23 protein-coding genes are annotated in these 20203 nt (G+C 46.6%); 16 read left to right on the top strand and 7 right to left on the bottom strand.

Features of this window, described 5'->3' with window-relative positions:
* Positions 1-100: 100 nt before the first annotated feature.
* Positions 101-1267, bottom strand: coding sequence for a MalY/PatB family protein (locus tag ABDB98_RS14485; RefSeq protein WP_438420486.1), 1167 nt, complete (start codon positions 1265-1267; stop codon positions 101-103).
* 86 nt (positions 1268-1353) lie between these two features.
* Between ABDB98_RS14485 and ABDB98_RS14480 the strand changes: the two genes are divergently transcribed.
* Positions 1354-1614, top strand: a complete 261-nt coding sequence (locus ABDB98_RS14480; protein ID WP_438420485.1) for a DUF1871 family protein — start codon at positions 1354-1356, stop codon at positions 1612-1614.
* A 23-nt stretch (positions 1615-1637) separates the two neighbouring features.
* Here the strand turns inward: ABDB98_RS14480 and ABDB98_RS14475 are convergent, their stop codons facing one another.
* Complete coding sequence (locus ABDB98_RS14475) at positions 1638-2459, bottom strand: alpha/beta fold hydrolase (RefSeq protein WP_438420484.1); 822 nt, start codon at positions 2457-2459, stop codon at positions 1638-1640.
* Between the two features lie 152 nt (positions 2460-2611).
* Here ABDB98_RS14475 and ABDB98_RS14470 point away from each other — a divergent pair, with 152 nt between their 5' ends.
* The 4 genes from ABDB98_RS14470 (at position 2612) to ABDB98_RS14455 (ending at position 6145) form a co-directional block, all read left to right on the top strand.
* Positions 2612-3112, top strand: a complete 501-nt coding sequence (locus ABDB98_RS14470) for an Lrp/AsnC family transcriptional regulator (protein ID WP_016938141.1) — start codon at positions 2612-2614, stop codon at positions 3110-3112.
* A complete protein-coding gene (locus tag ABDB98_RS14465) occupies positions 3113-4282 on the top strand; it encodes an aminotransferase (RefSeq protein ID WP_438420483.1) in 1170 nt (389 codons plus the stop codon). It begins immediately after the preceding gene.
* 197 nt (positions 4283-4479) lie between these two features.
* Complete coding sequence (yugI, locus tag ABDB98_RS14460) at positions 4480-4872, top strand: S1 domain-containing post-transcriptional regulator GSP13 (protein WP_013353366.1); 393 nt, start codon at positions 4480-4482, stop codon at positions 4870-4872.
* A 122-nt stretch (positions 4873-4994) separates the two neighbouring features.
* A protein-coding gene (locus tag ABDB98_RS14455; protein ID WP_438420396.1) for an IS3 family transposase occupies positions 4995-6145 on the top strand; the annotation gives its coding sequence in 2 pieces (ribosomal slippage) (positions 4995-5268 and positions 5268-6145; 1152 coding nt in all).
* 64 nt (positions 6146-6209) lie between these two features.
* On the opposite strand, the gene ABDB98_RS14450 is transcribed toward ABDB98_RS14455, so the two are convergent.
* Positions 6210-6446, bottom strand: coding sequence for a DUF378 domain-containing protein (locus ABDB98_RS14450; RefSeq protein WP_003152104.1), 237 nt, complete (start codon positions 6444-6446; stop codon positions 6210-6212).
* A 230-nt stretch (positions 6447-6676) separates the two neighbouring features.
* On the opposite strand from ABDB98_RS14450, the gene ABDB98_RS14445 reads away from it, so the two are divergent.
* Together ABDB98_RS14445 and ABDB98_RS14440 are read left to right on the top strand one after the other, a co-directional pair.
* On the top strand, positions 6677-7840 hold the full coding sequence (locus ABDB98_RS14445) for an iron-containing alcohol dehydrogenase (RefSeq protein ID WP_060964441.1): 1164 nt from the start codon (positions 6677-6679) through the stop codon (positions 7838-7840).
* A gap of 87 nt (positions 7841-7927) precedes the next feature.
* Positions 7928-9100, top strand: coding sequence for an iron-containing alcohol dehydrogenase (locus ABDB98_RS14440; protein ID WP_438420482.1), 1173 nt, complete (start codon positions 7928-7930; stop codon positions 9098-9100).
* Positions 9101-9306: 206 nt separating this feature from the next.
* On the opposite strand, the gene ycaC is transcribed toward ABDB98_RS14440, so the two are convergent.
* Both ycaC and ABDB98_RS14430 read right to left on the bottom strand, forming a co-directional pair.
* Complete coding sequence (ycaC, locus tag ABDB98_RS14435) at positions 9307-9951, bottom strand: isochorismate family cysteine hydrolase YcaC (RefSeq protein WP_016938145.1); 645 nt, start codon at positions 9949-9951, stop codon at positions 9307-9309.
* A gap of 137 nt (positions 9952-10088) precedes the next feature.
* Entirely contained in the window at positions 10089-10658 is a 570-nt protein-coding gene (locus ABDB98_RS14430; protein ID WP_438420481.1) for an NADPH-dependent FMN reductase, read from the bottom strand.
* A gap of 329 nt (positions 10659-10987) precedes the next feature.
* Here ABDB98_RS14430 and ABDB98_RS14425 point away from each other — a divergent pair, with 329 nt between their 5' ends.
* From ABDB98_RS14425 to ABDB98_RS14415, 3 genes are read left to right on the top strand one after another with little or no spacing between them, the layout of a single operon-like run.
* Positions 10988-12340, top strand: a complete 1353-nt coding sequence (locus ABDB98_RS14425) for a glucose-6-phosphate isomerase (protein ID WP_014472188.1) — start codon at positions 10988-10990, stop codon at positions 12338-12340.
* Positions 12341-12358: 18 nt separating this feature from the next.
* Entirely contained in the window at positions 12359-12757 is a 399-nt protein-coding gene (locus ABDB98_RS14420) for a transporter (RefSeq protein WP_438420480.1), read from the top strand.
* Positions 12758-12779: 22 nt separating this feature from the next.
* Positions 12780-13184 (top strand): YugN-like family protein, encoded by a 405-nt coding sequence (locus tag ABDB98_RS14415; RefSeq protein WP_016938149.1) that lies wholly within the window; start codon positions 12780-12782, stop codon positions 13182-13184.
* Here the strand turns inward: ABDB98_RS14415 and ABDB98_RS14410 are convergent.
* Complete coding sequence (locus ABDB98_RS14410; protein ID WP_060964444.1) at positions 13181-14167, bottom strand: potassium channel family protein; 987 nt, start codon at positions 14165-14167, stop codon at positions 13181-13183. The genes ABDB98_RS14415 and ABDB98_RS14410 overlap by 4 nt on opposite strands.
* Positions 14164-14418 (bottom strand): protein mistic, encoded by a 255-nt coding sequence (locus ABDB98_RS14405; RefSeq protein ID WP_438420479.1) that lies wholly within the window; start codon positions 14416-14418, stop codon positions 14164-14166. The genes ABDB98_RS14410 and ABDB98_RS14405 overlap by 4 nt, the downstream gene beginning before the upstream one ends.
* A 132-nt stretch (positions 14419-14550) precedes the next feature.
* Between ABDB98_RS14405 and ABDB98_RS14400 the strand changes: the two genes are divergently transcribed.
* The 6 genes from ABDB98_RS14400 to ABDB98_RS14375 all read left to right on the top strand — a co-directional run bounded on the left by ABDB98_RS14400 (position 14551) and on the right by ABDB98_RS14375 (position 20187).
* A complete protein-coding gene (locus ABDB98_RS14400; protein WP_438420478.1) occupies positions 14551-14814 on the top strand; it encodes a hypothetical protein in 264 nt (87 codons plus the stop codon).
* 46 nt (positions 14815-14860) lie between these two features.
* Complete coding sequence (locus tag ABDB98_RS14395; RefSeq protein WP_007408641.1) at positions 14861-15538, top strand: zinc metallopeptidase; 678 nt, start codon at positions 14861-14863, stop codon at positions 15536-15538.
* 42 nt (positions 15539-15580) lie between these two features.
* Complete coding sequence (locus ABDB98_RS14390; RefSeq protein ID WP_438420477.1) at positions 15581-16870, top strand: hemolysin family protein; 1290 nt, start codon at positions 15581-15583, stop codon at positions 16868-16870.
* Positions 16871-16960: 90 nt separating this feature from the next.
* Positions 16961-18619 (top strand): glycoside hydrolase family 13 protein, encoded by a 1659-nt coding sequence (locus ABDB98_RS14385; protein WP_438420476.1) that lies wholly within the window; start codon positions 16961-16963, stop codon positions 18617-18619.
* Positions 18620-18740: 121 nt separating this feature from the next.
* Entirely contained in the window at positions 18741-19163 is a 423-nt protein-coding gene (locus ABDB98_RS14380) for a secondary thiamine-phosphate synthase enzyme YjbQ (protein ID WP_438420475.1), read from the top strand.
* Positions 19156-20187 (top strand): NAD(P)H-dependent flavin oxidoreductase, encoded by a 1032-nt coding sequence (locus ABDB98_RS14375; protein WP_438420474.1) that lies wholly within the window; start codon positions 19156-19158, stop codon positions 20185-20187. Before ABDB98_RS14380 ends, ABDB98_RS14375 begins: the two co-directional genes overlap by 8 nt.
* Positions 20188-20203 lie beyond the last annotated feature (16 nt).

Below are 20203 nucleotides of genomic sequence, written 5' to 3'. Positions count from 1 at the left end.
ATGTAAATATGAACCTATTATAACATCTTTACCGGCAAAAAAAGTATATATTTCTCTAAAGAGAACGCCCTTATCTCTTCTGATAAAGGCGTTCTTTACATTATGAAGCAAGCGCTGCTTTGATTCTCTCAAGCCCTTCTTTTACAGCTGCGGCTGAACAGCCGACATTGAGTCTCATAAATCCTTCGCCGCCAGGTCCGTATTTCGTTCCCGGCTCTAAAATGATTTTCCCTTTTTTGAGCATTCTTTCTTTGAGCTCGGCGTCTGAAAATCCGTATTCGCTGAAATCCATCCAGATCAAATAGGAAGCATCAGGCTTCATCATGCGGACTTTCGGCAATTCTTTTTTAAAAAAGTCCTCAGCTAATTTCATATTCCCCTCAATGTAAGGAATCAGCGCGTCAAGCCAAGGGCCTCCCTTTGTATAAGCCGCTTCGATTGCTGCAACCGCAAATGTGTTGAGGCTGGAGATCCCGTTCCGATGCAATGCCGCAGAGAATTTCGCCCGCTTATACCGATCGGGAATGATAATGGCCGATGCCTGAATGCCGGCAATATTAAACGTCTTGCTCGGCGCGACACAAGTAACGGAAATCCGCGCAAAATCCTCAGACAGAGAAGCAAAAGGCGTATGCGGTTTTCCGTACAGCATCAAGTCGGAGTGAATCTCGTCAGAAACGACGGTGACGTTATGGGCGGCGCACAGCGATCCGAGCTTCAAAAGCTCATCCCGGCTCCACGCTCTGCCGGACGGATTGTGCGGATTACAGAGAATCATCAGCTTAACCCCGGAATCGCTCAGCTTTTTCTCAAGGTCCTCAAAATCCATGCGGTAAATTCCGTTTTCTTCCCGTAAAGGATTATGTAAAACCTGCCGTTTGTTTTCTTTGATCATCTGATAAAAAGGCGTATATACCGGTGGCTGGATCAACACCTGATCTCCCGGCTCGGTAAAGGCCTGAACGGCCATGCTGAGCGCCGTCACAACTCCGGGGCTGAACGTGATGCCTTCGGGATCGGGCCGGTAGCCGTGCCGTGTATCAAGCCATGAAGCGACGGCTTTTTTTGTGTTCTCATCAGGAGACGTATAACCGAATATGCCATGGTCAAGACGGGCTTTTAATGCGTCTGTGACTGCTTCGGGAGCGCGGAAATCCATATCGGCCACCCACATCGGAAGTGCGTCCGATACGCCGAATAACGCTTCCGCCTTGTCCCATTTCACCGATTGAGTGCCAAAGCGGTTTTCTCGAAGGTCAAAGTTCATGTATGTCACTCCTGTTGTATCATTATTTTTCACATCGTATCTATGATAAAATAGATTTGCAAACTTTATTATAAGCGGTGATGAAAATGGAAGAAAGCCAAGCGGTCATGGAAATGATGAAAATCATTGCCAAGTGGGACCCGTTTAAATATGGAGAAGAATTTTATGAGACAGAAGCCGTCGATATCGTTCAGGCCGTATATCGTGAAGACCGCGCCGGCAAGCTGGCAGAAGCCATACAGGACATCTTTGAAGTTTCATTTGAACAAAAGCTTCCGATCGAAGACTGCCAAAAGGCCGCCGGGCAGCTTCTGCTCATAAAAGAAAGCAGCTCCTGCACCCCTTAAAACCGGCGGAAACGCCGGTTTTTTTATTGGACAAATTCAAAAATCCGCTCTGAAACAAACTCAGGACGCTCTTCGGGGACGAGGTGCCCCGTATCTTTAAGCGAATATAAAATAGAATCCGGCAGGTCGTGATGAAGCCGTTTTCCGACTGAAACCGGCACGACCCGGTCTTCCTCCCCCCATATTAAAAGAGCGGGGTTTTGTATTTTCTTCAAATCCTCGGAGTCCAAATCGCCCTCCCTGTGTCTGATGAACCTTGTCATCGCTTTGAAAATCTGGCGGTCTGTAAATGGTTTTTCATAACCGTCAATCATTTCCTGGTCGATAAGCGTCCGGTCGTGCACGACATTTAACAGGTTTTTCAGTACGCCGTCTTTTGAAAGCCAATACTTAAGATACAGGTCAAAACAAGGGATATGCGTTCCGACTATAATCGACGGATGCGAGCGTTTTAAATACCCCGAGCTGCACAGCAGGACGATTTTAGTAAATAGCTCGGGTTTAAGCAGAGACGCGGATAAGGAAATCTGGCCGCCCATCGAATGGCCGACGAGCGCGGCACGGCTGATATTGAGCTTTTCCAGAAGTCCGATCAGAAGCTTGGCGAGGTTTGCATAAGTGTATACGAACGTCCGTGACTTTTCCGATTGTCCGAAAGGAGGCAGGTCAACGGCGATAATATCATAATGGTTTCTGAGCAGCGGAATCAGTTTTCTGAAGCTGAATGCCGAAGATAAAAAACCGTGTACGCAGACGAGCGTCTGTCTGCCGGGGTTCTCATAATGCTCGTAATACAGCTCAACTCCGTGTATCGCGGCCCGTTTAATCGGTGAAACAGCATCCATGAGCGTCTTTTCCGTCCTTTCTGTGTTGTAGTGTAATGGCTTTTTTAATTGTCAGATTTTAGCTTTGGTTTCTTGCGGGTTTTTCTTAGCATTTGTCGAAAATCGTGATATAATGTCATGAAGATTTTTGATAATGCAAAGGTGTGAAACGTATGAAGCTGACCGAAAAAGAAACAGAAATATTAGAAATTTTAGACGAAAACAGCCGCGTTGATGCGGAAACGATCGCGAAAATGGCGAACATTCCCGCCGATGAAGTCAAAAGCATCATTGAAAAGCTTGAAAAGGAAAAAGTCATCATTGATTATGCGGCGATGATCGACTGGCGCAAAGTCGACGGGCTGGAAGGCGTCACGGCGATGATTGACGTAAAAGTCACTCCGAAACGAAATGTCGGCTTTGATGAAGTCGCTGAACGGATATACAGATTCCAGGAAGTTGAATCAGTGTACCTGATGTCAGGGGTGTATGACTTATCTGTCGTCATCCGCGGCAATACGATGTCAGACGTGGCGAGCTTCGTTTCTGAAAAACTGTCCACCCTTGAGTCTGTCGTTTCCACGACAACGCACTTCATCCTGAAAAAATATAAGCATGACGGCAAAGTCTTTGAAAGCGGAGACGATGACAAAAGAATCGTGGTGTCTCCGTAAATGGAAACGAAGACTTCTTATTTATCGGATTATGTGCAGCAGATTAAACCGTCAGGCATCCGCAAATTCTTTGATCTGGCCGCTACGATGGAAGGAGTCATTTCACTGGGAGTGGGAGAGCCTGACTTTGTGACGGCTTGGAATGTGAGGGAAGCGAGTATTCTTTCTTTAGAACAGGGCTACACGGCTTATACCGCAAATGCGGGTCTTTATGAATTGAGAGAAGAGATCAGCCGCTATTTAGATCAGCGGTTCGGCCTGAATTATTCGCCTGACAGTGAACTGATTGTTACGGTAGGGGCAAGCCAGGCGCTTGATCTCGCTGTCCGTGCCATTATGAATCCTGGAGAGGAAATGTTAATTCCCGAACCGTGTTTTGTCGCATATGAATCACTCGTGACGCTGACGGGGGCGAAGCCGGTGCCGATTCAGACTGTCGCTGCAAAAGGTTTCAAAGCATCCCCGGCCGATTTTGAAGCGGCCGTGACGGACAAAACGAAAGCGCTGCTTCTTTGCTCGCCGTCAAATCCGACCGGTTCCGTCTATTCGAAAGAAGAACTTGAATCGATCGCTGCCTTCGCTGAAAAACATGACTTGATCGTGCTTGCCGATGAAATTTATGCCGAGCTGACGTATGATGAGCCATTCACGAGCATGGGGGCCATCGGCGGCATGAAGGAGCGGACGATTCTGATTTCAGGGTTCTCCAAAGCATTTGCCATGACGGGATGGAGACTCGGATTTACGGCGGCGCCTCCCGTAATCAGGGATGCCATGCTCAAAATTCATCAGCACGCAATGATGTGCGCGCCTTCTATGGCGCAGTACGCAGCGCTTGAAGGTTTGAAAAACGGTCAGGAAGACGTCGAACGAATGAAAAAAAGCTACCGGAGACGCCGAAATCTGATTGTGGAAACATTGAACGAAATCGGACTCGGCTGCCACCATCCCGGCGGAGCGTTTTACGCTTTTCCTTCCATTCAATCGACAGGCATGAGTTCAGAAGAATTCGCGGAAGAGCTGCTTCTTGAAGAAAAAGTAGCCGTCGTTCCGGGGAATGTATTCGGCCCGAGCGGCGAAGGGTATATCAGATGTTCCTATGCAACATCTATTGAGCAGATTCAGGAAGCGCTCGTCAGAATCAAACGGTTTGTTGAAAAAAGGGCATAAAAAAAGATACGAACCCGGTTCGCATCCAAATAAAAGGGGGGGAATACTAGAAAGCCTTCGTAATCATAGTATACCCACCTTTTTCTGTGCTTAAACATTATCATACAAAAAAGTTCCCTTTGCGAAAAACAAACTTGTATGATATAATTTTAAATTGCGTATAAACTGTATTTAATTTAACTTAGGAGTTGTTATGAATGGCAGCAAAATTTGAAGTGGGCAGTGTTTACACTGGTAAAGTAACAGGATTACAAGCGTATGGTGCGTTTGTTGCATTAGATGAAGAAACTCAAGGACTTGTTCACATTTCTGAAGTCACTCACGGTTTCGTAAAAGACATTAACGAGCACCTTTCTATCGGTGACGAAGTACAAGTAAAAGTTCTTGCAGTTGACGAAGAAAAAGGCAAAATCAGCCTTTCTATCCGTGCGACTCAAGCAGCGCCTGAAAGAAAAGAAAGCAAGCCAAGAAAACCGAAAGCGGCTCAAGTTTCTGAAGAAGCATCTGCTCCGCAAGGTTTCAACACACTGAAAGATAAGCTTGAAGAGTGGATCGAACAGTCCAACCGCAAAGACCTTATCAAAAAATAAGCATCAAAAAAAGCACCGGATATGTATGGGGACTGACCCCATAATATGAGACAAACAAAAAACACCTTCAAGTTTGAAAACGGATCGTTGTTATCCGAAATTAGACTTGGAGGTGTTTTTCTATGAGGACAAGAGTGAGTTATCCGGTTGAAGTCAAACAGAAAGCTGTAGAAATGAGATTGGCGGGCGTGCCTGTGAAGGAGATCATGCAGGAATTGAATATAAAGAATAAGACGCAGGTGCAGACATGGGTCAGGTGGTATAAAGCTGGGGATACACATCGATTCGAACAACCTGTCGGAAAGCAATATTCTTATGGGAAAGGTCCAGAGTATTCTTCCGAATTAGAGAAACTGCAGGCAGAAAATTGTTATCTGAGACAACAGAATGAAGTGTTAAAAAAGTACAACGAATTGGAAAGGAAGCTGATAGCGAAACGCCAGTCGAGCTTGTAGAAGCATTGCGCGGCACAATGACCATAAAGGATATCTGTATTCATTTAGGTATCTCACGAGCATCTTATTATCGTTGGAAGAAGAATCTGATGAAAGATAACCCTAAATACCATTTAGAAAAACAAATCGGCACGTTGTGCCGAGAACACAAGTATCGATATGGCTATCGGAAAATCACAGCCATATTAAAAAAGGAAATGCGTATGAATCATAAAACAGTTCAGCGCATTATGCAGAAGAATCAGTGGCAATGCCGGGTTAAGGTGAAAAAGCGCAAGAAGAATGGGCAGCCATATGCCGTGGCCGAGAATATATTGGATCGAAACTTTCAGTCTGATCGCCCTCTGGAAAAGCTAGTAACGGATATCACATATTTGCCTTATGGGCAGAAACAATTGTATCTTTCCAGTATATTGGATTTATACAATGGAGAAGTGATTGCTTTTACGATTGGCGATAGACAGGACACAGACTTTGTCTTACACACACTTGATCAGCTGCCTGCACTGCCAGAGAACTGCGTGTTACATAGTGACCAAGGTTCTGTTTATACATCTTATGAGTATCAGAAAGCTGTTAAAACAAAAGGCATTACCATGAGCATGTCCCGCAAAGGGACGCCCGCTGATAATGCCTCCATCGAATCGTTTCATTCCTCACTAAAGTCTGAAACGTTCTACCTCGACAGGTTGGAAAGCACTACGACGACCATCGTAGAACAAACTGTCGAAACCTATATACACTATTATAACAACATTCGTATTCAAACGAAACTAAACAACCAGCCGCCGGTCACATACCGACAGCTGGCTGCTTAAAGGTGTTTTGATCCCTGTCTCAAAAACGGGGGTCAGTCCCGTATGTTCGGTGCTTTTTTTATGTTTATCTGACTTCTGGATTTGCCGCTTCCTCGCGGGATGTTTCTTCGTTCGGCTTAAACAGCAGGCCGAGATTGATGAGACCGGCGATGCCGACAAGGCCGTAAATAATCCGCGACAGAGCTGATCCTTGGCCGCCGAAGATGGCTGCTACTAAATCAAATTGGAAAAATCCGATCAGTCCCCAGTTAATCGCGCCGATAATTGTTAAAACGAGACAGATACGCTGAATAACACTCATGTAAACAACCTCCTCTATGAATTCGTGAAACAGTTATAGATTGTGACAAAGCAAAGAAACTATGCATGTTTCATTCTCCGCCGTAAAAATCACATCTTGTCTCATGCTGTATCAGTGCCTTTCCCGGGAACGCGCTGTTATGAAACCGTGTGATGTGCCGTCAAAAAAGCGGATTGCTTTACATTGAACGTCAACTTTCTGCATAATATAAATCCAAAGGAGGAGATGTCATGCAAAACTTTACATATTGGAATCCGACAAAATTGATTTTTGGAAAGGGAGAGGTTGAAAAGCTTCCAGAAGAAATCAAGCCGTACGGAAAAAACGTGCTGCTCGTATACGGAGGCGGCAGCATTAAGCGCAGCGGTCTTTACGATCAAGTAACCGGGCTGCTGAAAAAAGCCGGAGTTACGGTGCATGAATTGGCAGGCGTAGAGCCGAATCCGCGTGTCTCAACAGTGAACAAAGGTGTTGCGCTCTGTAAAGAACACAGCATCGATTTCTTATTGGCCGTCGGCGGCGGAAGTGTCATTGATTGCACGAAAGCCATCGCGGCGGGCGCTAAATATGATGGTGATGCGTGGGATATCGTCACGAAAAAACACCAGCCGAAAGAAGCGCTGCCGTTCGGAACAGTGCTGACACTTGCGGCGACCGGTTCAGAAATGAACGCCGGATCAGTGATCACAAACTGGGAAACACAGGAGAAATACGGATGGGGAAGCCCGCTTGTTTATCCTAAGTTCTCTATTCTTGATCCGGTAAACACATTTACCGTTCCGAAAGACCACACCATTTACGGCATGGTCGATATGATGAGTCATGTGTTTGAACAATATTTCCACCACACGTCAAACACGCCGTATCAGGACCGGATGTGTGAATCACTTCTGCGCACGGTGATTGAAACAGCGCCGAAGCTGATCAATGATCTGGAGAACTATGAGCTTCGTGAGACAATTTTATATACAGGCACCATCGCCTTAAACGGAATGCTGTCAATGGGCGCAAGAGGGGATTGGGCTACACACAACATCGAGCATGCGGTATCAGCGGTTTATGATATACCGCACGCGGGAGGTTTGGCGATTCTGTTCCCGAACTGGATGAGACATGTGCTCAAAGAAAATCCGGCCCGCTTTAAGCAGCTTGCCGTCCGTGTTTTTGACATTGACGAGGCAGGCAGATCAGATGAAGAGATCGCGCTTGAAGGGATCAGCAAACTGTCTGCTTTCTGGACGAGCCTCGGCGCTCCGAACAGACTCGCTGATTATGATATTTCAGATGAAAAGCTAGATACGATTGCAGATAAAGCGATGGCAAACGGCGCATTCGGACAGTTCAAATCACTGCAAAAAGAAGATGTGCTTGCGATACTGAAGGCATCATTGTAATAGAATAAAGGGGGCGGCCGAATTGGCAGCTCCTTTTTTTCTGTGTTATAGTAATTCCCTTACGATTTTTTTTGGAGGTTATGATAAATGGAGAACTTTACGTACTACAATCCGACGAAACTGATTTTCGGAAAAGGTCAAATCGACCAATTGAAAAAAGAGCTGAAGCAATACGGGAAAAACGTGCTGCTTGTATACGGAGGCGGCAGCATTAAGCGAAACGGCCTGTATGACCAAGTAACAGGCATCTTAAAAGAAGAAGGCGCAGCCGTTCATGAGCTTGCGGGCGTTGAACCGAACCCGCGTTTGGCAACGGTGAATAAAGGAATTGAGCTGTGCAGACAGCATGAAATTGATTTTCTTCTCGCAGTCGGCGGCGGAAGTGTCATCGACTGTACAAAAGCGATTGCGGCCGGAGCGAAGTATGACGGAGACGCATGGGACATTTACAGCAAAAAAGTAACGGCACAGGACGCGCTTCCGTTCGGCACGGTGCTGACGCTTGCGGCGACAGGCTCTGAAATGAACCCTGATTCCGTTATTACAAATTGGGAAACGAATGAAAAATACGTATGGGGCAGCAATGTCACTCATCCGCGTTTTTCTATTTTAGACCCTGAGAATACATTCAGCGTTCCGGAAAACCAAACCGTATACGGCATGGTGGATATGATGAGCCACGTATTTGAACAATACTTCCACAATGTTGAAAACACGCCGCTTCAGGACAGAATGTGTTTTGCGGTACTTCAGACGGTGATTGAAACAGCGCCGAAACTTTTGGAAGACCTTGAGAACTATAAGCACCGTGAAACGATTTTATATGCGGGTACGATCGCATTAAACGGCACGCTGCAAATGGGTTATTTCGGCGATTGGGCTTCCCATACGATGGAGCACGCCGTATCAGCGGTTTATGACATCCCTCACGCGGGAGGACTTGCGATTCTGTTCCCGAACTGGATGAGATACACGCTTGATACAAATGTAGACCGTTTTAAAAACCTCATGCTCAACATGTTTGACATTGATACCGAAGGCAAAACAGATAAAGAAATTGCTTTAGAAGGAATCGATAAGTTATCAGCGTTCTGGTCAAGCCTCGGCGCGCCGTCCCGTCTTGCGGATTATGACATCGGCGAAGACAAGCTTGAGCTGATCGCAGATATCGCCGCAAAAGAAATGGAACACGGCGGATTCGGCAATTTCCAAAAACTGAACAAAGATGACGTGCTGGCCATCCTGAAGGCGTCTCTGTAAGATCACATCCTGCAGATCTAACCGTAGTGAATCAGGAGCAAGTGAAACAACTATGGAAAACCGTTTCATCCGTATCGTATTGAATATGATGCGGATTTGACTCCCTTATTTTTTTTGTATGTTGAAAGAGCGAGTCGGCGCATGGAATCATGAATATGAAGAAAAGTAAGAATAAAAAAGAGCGCTGATTAAATCAGCGCTCTTTTTTATGCATTTTGTGTACTAAGATCTCGCTGCGCCCCCATGTAGCTCCCCATTAAGTTTTGGTAACCGGGAAGATGACTGGAAATTAATGCGCCAAACCCTTCAACATCGTTGCGCCAATCACGTTGCAACTCGCATGCTACACTAAACCAGTTCATAAGCTGTGCGCCCCCATGAGCCATACGGGTTAATGATGCATCTGCTACTTGCTTACTGAATGTTCCCGAAGCATCTGTCACAACAAACACTTCGTAACCTGCCTTGATTGCAGAAAGTGCAGGAAACGCAACGCAGACATCTGTAACTACACCTGCGATAATAAGCTGTTTTTTCCCAGTCGCTTCAATGGCTTTCACAAAGTCTTCGTTATCCCATGCATTAATTTGTCCGGGACGGGCTATTTTTGGTGCATCAGGAAAGAGATCCGTCAATTCCTGCATGAGTGGGCCATTAGGTCCGTTTTCAAAACTCGTTGTTAAAATAACCGGTAAATCAAAGAATTTAGCCGTATCGCCAAGAGCCAATACATTGTTCTTAAATTCATCAACACCATAGTCACGTACCAGACCGGAAATAAGGCCGGTTTGATGATCCACCAAAAGAACAGCAGCATCATCTTTTGAAAGACGGGAATAAAGATCAGACATTTTATTATCCTCCTTAAATGAGTCAAGTAAGTTTGTCAAAGGTAAATCCAGATATTGTATTTTTTGTAAACAATTTAAGAATATGTTGTATAGATAGAAAGCTTCTGAGGTGACTTTTAGTGAGGGTTATGATCCTTTTATTCATCTGGAACGGGAACCGGAGCATAATCAATCCAATGGATGAACTGTTGTAAATAGCGTTGAAGATAACGGTTTGTTTGTTCATCCGTAAGTATGTTTTGAGTGGAATCCATTTTCTCATGGACTTGCGAAATCAGCATTTTTTGAAAGGGCAGCACATTGACTTGCATAGCTTCAAGTACTTCTCTCATTTGCATTTGGGCAAAGGCGGTACCGAACCCTCCAGGGGTTGCTCCGATTAGGCCAACCGGTTTTCTGTTGAACACAGAAGAGGTCCGCGGTCTCGATGCCCAGTCCAATGCATTTTTTAATACCCCTGGCATTCCGGAATTGTACTCTGGACTTACAATGATGACGCCGTCAACGTCTTGTATATCTGCTCTAAAGGAGGTTACGGATTCTGGCGCTCCGGCCATTTCTAAATCTTCGTTAAAAAAAGGAAGACCGTCTATTTCAATCCAACGAAATTGCGCTGAATGATCCAAGTCAATCAATGATTGAGCAATTGCTCGATTATACGAGTTTTTTCGTAAACTTCCACAAATAAGACCAATGGTTTTAGTCATAAAATCACCTCCCGGTTTAAAATTATTTTCATCTTAACATGATAACCCAAATATAGACACTATTTTTAAAAATGGAAGTATTTGATTTATTGTGCGTGTATTCACTTTTACTGCATTTTTCGTCATTTGATTAGTGATCCTTCTCACCATACATACAAATATAACGTTCTGTACAATACCTATCTCAAAACCGAGATATTGTAAGAAAAAATGAATGCATTTTTAACGCAAATCCCGTATCCGCCAAGCCTTCTTCATGACTTGATTTAGAGGTGGAGTTCATATAAAGTGGAAGAGAAAACAATTCACCGTGATGGAGGGACAAGCAAATGACGCATGTACGCTTTGATTACTCAAGAGCGTTACCTTTTTTCAATGAACATGAACTTACATACGCACGTGATTTCGTAAAAACGGCACATCATAATATCCACGAAAAAACAGGCGCCGGAAGCGACTTTTTAGGCTGGGTGGACCTCCCTGAAAACTACGATAAAGAAGAATTTGCGCGCATTAAAAAAAGCGCTGAAAAAATCAAATCAGATTCAGACGTGCTTCTCGTCGTCGGAATCGGCGGTTCATACTTAGGCGCCCGAGCGGCGATTGAAGCGCTCAACCATTCTTTCTATAATGTTCTGCCGAAAGATAAACGCAAAAACCCTCAAGTCATCTTTATCGGCAACAATATCAGCTCAACTTATATGAAAGACGTTATGGATCTTTTGGAAGACGCTGATTTCTCTATCAATGTCATTTCAAAGTCAGGAACGACGACGGAACCTGCCATCGCTTTCCGGATTTTCCGCAAACTTCTTGAAGAAAAATACGGAAAAGAAGAAGCGAAAGCGCGGATTTACGCGACGACTGACAAAGAGCGCGGCGCTCTAAAAACTCTTTCTAACGAAGAAGGCTTCGAATCATTCGTTATTCCTGATGATGTCGGCGGACGTTTCTCCGTTCTGACTGCGGTGGGCCTTCTGCCGATTGCGGTAAGCGGGGCTGATATCGACGAAATGATGAAGGGCGCGCTTGATGCAAGCAAAGACTTTTCCAGCTCGGAATTAGAAGAGAATGCGGCTTATCAATACGCCGTCGTCCGCAACGTTCTGTACAATAAAGGCAGAACCATTGAAATGCTCATTAACTACGAGCCAGCCCTGCAGTACTTTGCAGAATGGTGGAAGCAGCTCTTCGGTGAAAGTGAAGGAAAAGACGAGAAAGGAATTTATCCTTCCTCCGCAAACTTCTCAACAGACCTTCACTCTCTCGGCCAATACGTGCAGGAAGGCAGACGGGATCTGTTTGAAACTGTATTAAACGTAGAAAAACCGAAGCATGAGCTGACAATTGAAGAAGCGGAAAATGATCTCGACGGCTTAAACTACTTAGCCGGCAAAACGGTCGATTTCGTCAATAAAAAAGCGTTCCAAGGTACGATGCTGGCCCATACAGACGGAAAAGTGCCGAACTTAATCGTCAACATTCCGGAGCTTAACGCATATACATTTGGATATCTCGTCTATTTCTTTGAAAAAGCGGTGGCAATGAGCGGTTATCTGCTCGGAGTCAACCCGTTTGATCAGCCGGGTGTTGAAGCCTACAAGGTGAACATGTTCGCGCTTCTCGGCAAACCGGGCTTTGAAGAGAAAAAAGCAGAGCTTGAAAAACGCCTTGAGAAATAAAAAGAATGGCTGGCCCGCATGACGGGTCAGCCTTTTTTAAACCGTGAAAGGTGTGATGATGAATTGACACGGCTCTTATGTAAGCATACCGTCATTTCCTTCTGTTCCGCTGCTATTGTCTTTTTTGCGCTGAACCCGTCCTCTGCTTCCCTCTTACAAACGATCATTTTTTTCGCTCTTCCCCTCGGCTTGTTTACGGATATGGTCCGGCTGAAACTGAAGATGGGCCGGATGTATTCGCTCATTACGAAGTGCTGTCTGTATGCAGCCGTTTTCCTCATTTCGCCGGATGCCGCTCTCTCCGCAATTGTGACGTATGTTCTGATTGAATGCGCCGTTCCCTCTTTTCAGCGTCTGTCTGCTGCTCCTGATTCTTTGCGGAAGCCGTATGAAGATATCGCAGACCGGGGACGCTAAAGACTAAAAGGAGCGTATGTACATGATCAGCATACCATCTTCACTTGAAGGACAGTCTTTTTTACTCCGCGAATTGGAACAGGTGCTGAAACCGATCGGTTATACCATCGGAGGCGGCTGGGAATATGACCGGGGCTTCTTTGATTACAAAATTTCCGATCAGGACGGCTATTTGTTTCTCCGTATCCCTGTTGAAGCAAATAAAGGACGCCTTGATGAACGGGGAACGGCCGTTACAATCGGCACACCCTTTTTGCTGAGGCACGTCTATCAGCAGGAAACGGATGATGCAGCAGGCGGCGGAGTTTTTGAATCATTATTCAACCAATTCTCCGAGCCGAAACGCCGGGATGCGGCAATTGACCGCTCATATATAGATATCGGCATCTCGCTTGTGAAAGAGCTGGAAGATGTCCTGCTGCATTAAAGCGCCAAAAAAAGATCAGTACTGAGCACCTGGTATGACAGGGGAGGGGTCAGCATCGGCCCCTCTTCTTTTTGTATGCCGATAATCGTTGTATTCCGTTTGAGATAATAGCGCGCACAATCATGATAAGAGGAGCCCTGTAATTCCTCGGGGACGGGAATGATGCGAACCTTTTTCTCCAGCGTCAAATCGGACAGCGTCTGCGGCTTGGCAAGCTGCATCTTGACCCGGTAATGCTCAAACATCACCCGGCTCGACAGGCGTGATGTGCACAGGATCTTATTGGCTCCTGCGCGTTCGGCGTTTTTGACATAACGTTCTGTTAAAATTTCCACGATACAATAAACGGACGGATGCAGCCCTTTGATGGCGAGAAGCGTTAATACCGACAGCATATCAGCTTCGGATTCATTTTTCTGTTGGTCTGCTGTCAGAATGACGGTATCGGCTTCCGTAATATTCGCTTTATTGAGCGTGCTGTCATCAGCGGCATGTCCGCGGATGAAATGAACATTTTCAATAAGCGGCCCTTCCCTTAATGAATCATCAATCAGGACGACAGTTTTTGACGGTGCGATGTGCTGCAGTTCTTTCAGCAGCATATGCGACTTCTCATTCCACCCGATAAGAATGACGTGCCCCTTGCCTTTAAAGGCGACCTTCCCTTCGATATAACGGTGCTGTTTGCTGAACACGGCTGAAGAAAGCGTGGCGAAATAGGCGGTCACAAAACTCGCTCCGCTTAATACAAGCACCATGCCGGCAATCTGCCCGAGCGGCGTCTGCGGAACATAATCGCCGTAACCGACCGTGGCCACCGTAATAACCGCCCACCAAACCCCTTCAAACACAGACGTGAATTGCTTCGGTTCAAGCATGTAAATCAATTGGCCGAACAATAAGATCAAGGCGATAATGATCAGTCCGATCCGGATATATAACGGCCATCTCAGCCAGGAAATAAAGATACGGTTTGATTTCATTCGGCCGGCTCCTCTTTCGAGAAAGAGATGGACAAAATCTGCTTAATAATGGTGTTTAATTTTTCATTCAGCTGTTCCTGCCCGTATGAGTCACGCGCCTGTCTGATTAAATCGGCCGTCTCATCCTCAAACTGAATGAGAGGCTCGTCGTTTTCCGATTCATTATAGAGCTGGATGAAGGCGTCAAGCCCCTCATTCATTCTGTCTATCGCATTGCTCAGCTGTTCTTTTTCGCCATTTGTCACTTTCATGATGGATCACACCTGTATCTTTTTTATACAGTATGTCCCAGTTCGTTTGATGTCTTTCAAAAATCAGCGAAAACATATTCACCTTCATTTTTTCATATGATAAAGAAAGCGGACCGAAAAAGGGTGAGTCAGATGACAGTCATTCAAAAACTGCTGGCGGCGCTGGCCGGAGGGCAGCTGCTCGCTTCAGCGGCCGTATTGCTTATTTTCGATTTGAATGGATATGATCATATGTCCGGCAGCTTTTCATGGCTCGCTTTCGCAAAAGGGACTGTCGGCACGTTTCCGTTTTATACCGCAATGGCCGGATGTGTTCTGATTTTGCTCGGAGGATTGATTCCTGTCAGAAAAAAGAAGCGGATTTCTGTACAGGAAAGCGGGCAATCATTAAAATAATATATAAGCAGATCGTACGATATAAGAGAAAAAGGAAGAGGATAATATGCTGTTTGTCTTTTTAACAATTGCTGCATTGGGATTGTCGTTTTGGGCACAATTTAAAGTGAAAAGTAATTTTCAGAAATACTCAGACGTGGAAGCTTCCAGTCAGCGGACCGGGGCGGAAACGGCAAGACGGATTCTTGATATAAACGGTTTATATGATGTGCCGGTAGAACCGGTAAGAGGCACTTTAACAGACCATTACGACCCGACGGAGCGGGTGGTGCGTTTATCTGAGCCGGTATATTACGGCCGCTCCATTTCCGCCATTTCCGTCGCTTCCCATGAAGTCGGACATGCTTTGCAGCACCAGGAATCATACGGCGCGCTTGTACTGAGGCACAAAATTTTTCCGGTCGTCAATTTTGCCTCCGGAGTCGCCCCTCTGCTTTTCTTGGGCGGAATGCTCCTTGGCAGCTTGAATTTAATCGGGCTCGGCATTATTTTGTTTTCTGCCGCTGTTTTTTTCCAGCTTGTCACACTGCCTGTCGAGTTTAATGCCAGCGCGAGGGCGAAGCGGATTATCGTGTCGGAAGGATTCATTCGCAACAGTGAAGAACACGGCGTGAATAAAGTGCTGAACGCCGCTGCGCTGACGTATGTGGCTGCGGCGCTCGTTTCCTTATTCGAGCTGCTTCGTTTTGTGATGATTTTCTTAAATGGTCGTGATGAGAATTAACACGAAGGAGGTGGCCCCTTACCGTTTGCGGTAGGGGTTTTTTTGCTTATATTAAAACTGATTCTCATTATGCTGTTAATCGGATTAACGGCCATCTTTGTCGCTGCGGAATTTGCGATTGTCAAAATCCGCGGTTCAAAAATTGCGGAGCTGGTTGAAACCGGTGACAGCCGGGCGCTTGCGGCGCACAGGGTGATTACAAATCTCGACGAGTATTTATCAGCGTGCCAGCTCGGCATTACGATTACGGCGCTCGGACTCGGCTGGCTCGGCGAACCGACGATTCAGCGGCTTCTTCATCCTGTTTTCAGTCTGATCGGAATGCCGTCATCCATTACGCACGTCGTCACGTTTATTGCGGCGTTTATCGCCGTTACGTATCTGCACGTCGTCATCGGCGAGCTTGCGCCGAAAACGATATCCATTCAAAAAGCTGAAGCCGTCAGTCTGTGGACGGCGAAACCGCTCATTCTCTTTTATAAAGTGATGTATCCGTTTATCAAGCTGTTAAACGGCTCAGCCGGATTTTTGGTCAAGCTGTTCGGATTTCATTCGGTGAAAGAACATGAAGTCGTGGTCAGTGAAGAGGAATTGCGGCTGATTTTGTCTGAAAGCTATAAAAAAGGTCAAATCAATCAATCCGAATTCCGTTACGTCAACAAAATATTTGAATTCGATAACCGTGTCGCCAGAGAAATCATGGTGCCGCGCACCGAAATCGCCGTCATCTCGCTCGAGCAGTCAGTTGATGAAGCCATTCATCTGATCATCAACGAGCGGTATACGCGATATCCGGTCATTAAGGAAGATAAAGACCACATTCTCGGCATTATTAACAACAAGGATTTATTTAAAGCGTATTTTCTCGGCCGTTCCATCGAGTTAAAAGAAATGATGCGTCCGGTCATCAGAGTCATTGAAAGCATCCCTGTCCAGGAGCTGTTGATCCGCATGCAGAAGGAGCGGATTCATATGGCGATTCTTGTTGACGAATACGGCGGTACGGCGGGACTTGTGACCGTCGAAGACATATTGGAGGAAATCGTCGGCGAAATCCGGGATGAATATGACCAGGACGAAATGCCCCACATCGTCAAAAAAGGCGAGCATCATTATGTGATGGACGGAAAAGCGCTGATAGAAGAGGTGAATGATCTTCTTGATATCGCGATCGAAAATGAAGACATAGACACGATTGCGGGCTGGCTCCTCACACAAAAAATGGAGCTGAAAAACGGTGATGTGTTTCATGCTGAAGGATGCGAATTCAAGGTGCTTGAAGCAGAAGACCACCATATCCGCTTTGTTGAAATTAAAAAAACCGATTTCTGAGCCTCCTGCTTTTGCAATGAGGCTTTTTTTGCGAAAAAAATGCTTCTTCATCCCGCTCCTTCATATGCTGTAGAGAAAGGAGTGGACGGTATGAAAACGGATTGGTGGAAAACGGCGTCCGTCTATCAAATTTATCCCCGCAGCTTTATGGATTCGAACGGGGACGGAATCGGCGACATAAACGGCATCAGAGCAAAGCTTCATTACATAAAAGAGTTGGGGGCAGATGTGATCTGGCTTTGCCCCGTTTTTGACTCGCCGGGCGCCGATAACGGCTACGATATTCGAAATTACAAACAAATTGCCGAAGAATTCGGGACGATGGAAGATTTTGACCGGCTCCTCGCGGATATCCATGCACTCGGCATGAAGCTGATTATAGACCTCGTCGTCAACCATACGAGTGATGAACATCCTTGGTTTATCGAATCGCGCTCAGCGAAAGATTCCGAAAAACGGGACTGGTACATCTGGAGAGACGGAAAAAACGGCAAAGAGCCGAACAATTGGGAAAGCATTTTCGGCGGATCGGCGTGGGAATATGATCAAAAGACAAACCAGTATTACCTTCACCTGTTTGATAAAAAACAGCCTGATTTAAATTGGGAAAACGAAACGATGAGGCAGTCCGTTTATGAGATGATCCGCTGGTGGCTTGATAAAGGCATTGACGGCTTCCGGGTGGATGCCATTTCTCACATCAAGAAAAAAGAAGGGCTCCCTGACATGCCGAATCCGGACGGTCTCCCGTATGTCCCGTCCTTCCCGTATCATATGAATACAGAAGGCATCGTGGATCTCTTAAAAGAGCTGAAGCGGGAAACATTTTCACATTATCCGATCATGACGGTCGGCGAGGCGAACGGGGTGACGGCTTGGGAGGCGGCTGATTGGGCCGGTGAAGAAACCGGCGTCTTCCATATGATTTTTCAATTTGAACACCTCGGCCTTTGGGATACGGATGATGATCAAAGCATTTGCATCCCGGCGCTTAAGCGCGTTTTGTCCGACTGGCAGAACAGCCTTGAGGGAAAAGGCTGGAATGCGTTATTTATGGAAAATCACGACCAGCCCCGATCCGTTTCGGTATGGGGTGACGAACGGTTTTTGACAGAAAGCGCTAAGGCACTTGCCGCGATGTATATGCTGATGAAAGGCACGCCGTTTATTTACCAGGGACAGGAGCTCGGCATGACCAATGTTTCGTTCCCATCCATTGAAGATTACGACGACGTCATAATCAAACAGCTGTATGAAAAAGAGACGTCCCGCGGCGTTCCGCATGAAAAAGTGATGAAGACGATCTGGAAGAAGGGCCGGGATCATTCACGGACACCGATGCAATGGAGCGGGACGGCGAACGGCGGGTTTTCTGATGTTTCTCCGTGGCTCGGGGTGAATTCGAATCACACATGGCTGAATGCTGCATCGCAAATGAAGGATGAAACATCCGTATACCATTTCTACAAACGGCTGATCGCCCTCAGGAAAGAACATGACGTATTGATCAGCGGAACTTATGAATTGCTGCTTCCAAAAGACCGGCAGATTTATGCCTACCTAAGAAAAAACGGAACGGAAACCGCCCTGATCATCACCAATCTGTCTAAAACTCCCGCATTATACAGGCACCCCGGTTATCCGCTTGACGCCGATACGCTCGTGCTCGCAAACATGGAAACACCGCCGCATCGGCATGTGACATCCTTCCTTTTAAAGCCTTATGAGGCCCGCGTATATATATGGTGAAAAACTTCAGTTTTGGGGCTGAAGTTTTTTATGATCTGCGTTTATCATCGCGATCCGACAGGAAAAGACAAATACAGAAACGAATATGGGAAAGGAAGAGAAAAAGAGAGGAGGCATTCATATGCTGAAACAATTGCAGATTCAAACAAACAGACGGGATGAAATGACCGACATCACACATGAAGCCGAAGCGTTTCTCCGCGAAACCGGCGTGAAAAACGGTTTGGCGATCATATACTGTCCCCATACTACCGCCGGCATTACCATCAATGAAAATGCCGACCCGGATGTAAAAAGGGATATGCTCCGCAGGTTTGACGAAGTGTATCCGTGGGAGCACGAACTGGACCGGCATATGGAGGGAAATACGGCGGCACATATGAAGGCGAGTACAACAGGCGCATCCCAGCATGTCATCATAGAAGGCGGGCGCCTGATCCTCGGAACGTGGCAGGGCATTTATTTTTGCGAATTTGACGGTCCGAGAAACAGAACATGTTATATCAAAATCCACGCTGAAACGGAGGCATCCGCAAATGAGTGAGTGGATGGACGCATTATCATTAACAAAGCCAGTCATTCAGGCGCCGATGGCCGGAGGGCTTGTCACGCCGCGCCTGGCTGCGGCGGTATCAAATGAAGGGGCGCTCGGAAGCCTCGCTTCAGGATACGTCAGCCCGCCGGCGCTCGAAAAACAGCTTATCGAGATGAAAGACCTGACCGACCGCTCCTTTCAAGTGAATCTGTTCGTCCCGGAAGAAAGGCAGATGCCTGAAGAGGAACTGATTGAACAATGGAAAGCGCGCATCCCAAGGGCAAAAGACGCCAAGCCGTTCTCCGATTTGAAAGAAGAGTGGAACGATTTTGCAGAAAAAGCGGAGCTTCTGATCCGTTACGGGGTCAAAGCGTGCTCATTCACCTTCGGCCTGCCGCCGGAAGAAACGGCGGAAAAGCTGAAGAAAAACGGCTGCTTCCTGTTCGGCACGGCGACAACGCCTGAGGAAGCGAAGGCTTTTGAAGAGCGGGGAATGGACGCCGTTATCCTTCAAGGAATAGAAGCCGGAGGACATCGCGGATCGTTTCTGCCGGTTAAAGGAGAACCGGCTCTCGGTCTTATGGCGCTCATTCCGCAGGCTAAAGACGCGCTGAATATCCCGGTCATTGCGGCAGGCGGCATTTTTGACCGCCGCGGGGTGCAGGCGGCCCGATGTTTAGGTGCGGACGGCGTTCAAGTCGGCACGCCGTTTCTCCTTTGTGAAGAAAGCAGCGCTTCACCGGCATATCAAAAAGCCATTGCCGAATCAAAAGGAACCGACACACGGCTGACCACCTTGTTTTCGGGAAAACAGGCGCGCGGAATCGTGAATCAGTTCATGAAAACATATGAAGCTGACGAGGGAAAAACGCTGCCTTATCCGCTGCATAATACGCTCACAAAGCCGATGCGCGGGCATGCGGCTCAATCGGGAGATGCGGAGTATATGTCTTTATGGGCGGGCCAGTCCGCCCCGAAACTTGAAGGGCCGACAGATGTGAAAGCTGTTTTGGACCGCTTGTGCCGATCATAATCAAGATGCTGTGAGG

Origin of the sequence: Bacillus siamensis (assembly GCF_051628075.1) — a bacterium.
GTDB lineage: Bacteria > Bacillota > Bacilli > Bacillales > Bacillaceae > Bacillus > Bacillus siamensis.
The sequence above is the reverse complement of the archived record's forward strand: the minus strand, read 5'-3'. Positions and strand labels throughout refer to the sequence as shown.